Annotated in this window: 3 protein-coding genes; 2 read left to right on the plus strand and 1 reads right to left on the minus strand. The window is 71.6% G+C overall.

Features of this window, described 5'->3' with window-relative positions; translation table 11 throughout:
* Together AC1DOC_RS29420 and AC1DOC_RS29425 are read left to right on the plus strand one after the other, a co-directional pair.
* The coding region (locus AC1DOC_RS29420) for a cyclic nucleotide-binding domain-containing protein (RefSeq protein WP_478131097.1) at positions 1–232 on the plus strand (232 nt) is incomplete at its 5' end.
* A 95-nt stretch (positions 233–327) separates the two neighbouring features.
* Positions 328–1,296: a hypothetical protein gene (locus AC1DOC_RS29425; protein ID WP_436288281.1), complete on the plus strand. Its 969-nt coding sequence runs from the start codon at positions 328–330 to the stop codon at positions 1,294–1,296.
* Between the two features lie 22 nt (positions 1,297–1,318).
* Here the strand turns inward: AC1DOC_RS29425 and AC1DOC_RS29430 are convergent.
* Positions 1,319–2,427, minus strand: a 1,109-nt coding sequence (locus AC1DOC_RS29430; RefSeq protein ID WP_478131098.1) for an NAD-binding protein, incomplete at its 5' end; no start/stop codon positions are given.

Below are 2,427 nucleotides of genomic sequence, written 5' to 3' on the forward strand. Positions count from 1 at the left end.
GGCCGTGCTCATGCCCGGATCGGTGGTGGGCGAAGGCTCCTTCTTCTCGCGCCAGCCGCATTCCGCCAACGTGGTGGTCACCGGCGCGGGCCGCGTGTGGCGCCTCACGGCAATCCGTTTCGCGGAAATGTCGAACCGGCAGCCCAACCTGGCCCTGGAGATTGCCATGGGGCTCGGCGCGGTGATCGCCAAGCGCATGGCGCACCGCTCCAAGCGCGTTGCGGTGACCTGAGCACCGGCCTGCCGCTTCGCGCCTCGAATTCGGCCCTCGACGGCTCTTCGCCGCCAGTTTTCTCTGAAATCGTCTTTCCCTAGAAGTCCGTCGTCATGGCCTTGATCTGTCCGGTGTGCAGCGCGGAGAACCGCGCCGGCGCCAATTTCTGCCGCGGCTGCGGCGGCAAGCTGGCCCCTGCGGCACCCGCGCCGATGGCGCCGCCTCCGCCGCCCGGCAGCAGATCGGAGCGCGAGTGGGCCGCCACGGCACCCGCGCAACTGCGTGCGCCCACCATTCCGGGCGGGCTGTTCGAAGCCGGTGCCTACGCGGCTTCCGCTACCTCTTCCGCGAGCGCGAGCCTGCCGGACGAGGACAAGACCGTCATCGTTGCGCCGGGGTCTTCCGGGCGGCTGCCTTCGCGGCCGCGGGAGGGCCGTGCGAGGAAGAAATCTTCTTCTGCTTCTTCTTCCGGGAGCAGGACGCGGCGGCCCGTCGGCGCCGAAGCGCAGAAGAAGCCGCCTCGCTCCCGCGGCATGTGGCTGTGGGGGGCGCTGCTGGCGGTGGGCCTGCTCATGATCGCCGCCGGCTGGTACGGCTACGGGACCGGCAAGCCGTCCGAAGAGACGCCGGCTGCTGCTGCAGCAGCGCCTGCCGCGCCGCCCGCACCACCTGTCCCGTTGCCCGAGCCGGCCGCTGCGGCGCTGCCGGAACCTCCAGCCGCCGAAGCGCCGGCCGCGGAGACGGCCGCACCAGCTGCGGCAAGCGACACGCCGGCGGCAGCCAATAACAAGCCGCCAGCCGCCACCGCCAAGTCCCGCAAGCCGGCACCGGCGGCACCCTTGCAGGCCGGCGCGATGGCCGATCCCGCACCGGCTCCCGCCGCCGCGCCGCCTGCATCGCCGGCCGCGCCAGCGCCCACCGATCCCCAGGCCCTCTGCGGCGACCGGAACTTCATCGCGAAGGCCCAGTGCATGGCCGCGCAGTGCCTCAAGCCCGAATACAAGCCGCATGCGCAGTGCGAAGCCGTGCGCCGGCAGCAGCGCATCGAGGAAGAAAAGCGCAACCCCACCCTGGTGAACTGAGCGCGCGCTGCGGCGCAGAGGCTCAGCCCTTTTGCAGCCGCTCGATGGCCACGGCCAGGGCAGCGGGCTTGCCGCACAGCACGAGCGTGTCGCCGTCGGTCAGCACCGTGTCGTCGGTGAATACCTGGTTCTGGCCGTCGTGGCGGCGCAGGCTGGCGACGCGCACGCCCAGGCTGTCGAGCGCCAGCCGCGCCAGGGTCTGGCCGACGGCGCGGGCGCCGGGCGTGAGCGTGAAGGTATTGAGCCGCTCGTGGTCGAGCTCGTCGGCGTTGTCGTCGTCCGCGCCGTGGAAGTAGCCGCGCAGCAGGTTGTAGCGCGCATCGCGCTGGTCCTGCACCACGCGGATCACGCGCCGCATCGGCACGCCGACCAGCGCCAGCGCATGGCTCGCGAGCATCAGCGAGCCCTCGATGGCCTCGGGCACCACCTCGGTCGCGCCGGCGGCCTGCAGCTTCTCGAGGTCGAGGTCGTCCTGCGTGCGCACGATCACCGGCACCTGCGGCGCGTGGGAGCGGATGTTGGCCAGCACCTTCATGGCACCCGGCACGTCGAGATAGGTCACGACCACGGCGCTGGCGCGCGCCAGGCCGGCCGCCATCAGCGCCTGCAGCCGGGCCGCGTCGCCGAACACCACCGAATCGCCCGCCGCTGCGGCCTGGCGCACGCGGTCGGGGTCGAGGTCCAGCGCCATGTAGGGAATGCCTTCGCGCTCCAGGATGCGCGCCAGGTTCTGGCCGCAGCGCCCGTAGCCGCAGATGATCACGTGCTTGGCGGTATTGATGGTCTTGCGCGCGATCGTGGTCATCTGCAGCGATTGCTGGAGCCAGTCGCTCGCCACCAGCTTGCGCACGATGGCGTTGGTGTACATCACGATGAAGGGCGTGGCGAGCATCGACAGCACCATCGACGCCAGCACCGGGTTGGCCAGCCACGGCGGCAGCAGGCTGCGCTCCTGCGCCAGCGCCAGCAGCACAAAGCCGAATTCGCCGGCCTGCGCCAGGTAGAGGCCGGTGCGCAGCGACACGCCCGCGGTGGCGCCCAGCACCCGCGCCAGCAGCGTCACCAGCGCCAGCTTGAACGCCAGCGGCAGCAGCAGCAGCACGGCCACCAGCGCCCAGCGCTGCACCACGA

It is taken from the genome of Variovorax sp. 01T439_2, from assembly GCF_056398445.1.

Coding starts and splice junctions, on each gene's coding strand:
- AC1DOC_RS29425 (WP_436288281.1), top strand. CDS start 328: ATGGCCTTGATCTGTCCGGTGTGCAGCGCGGAGAACCGCGCCGGCGCC.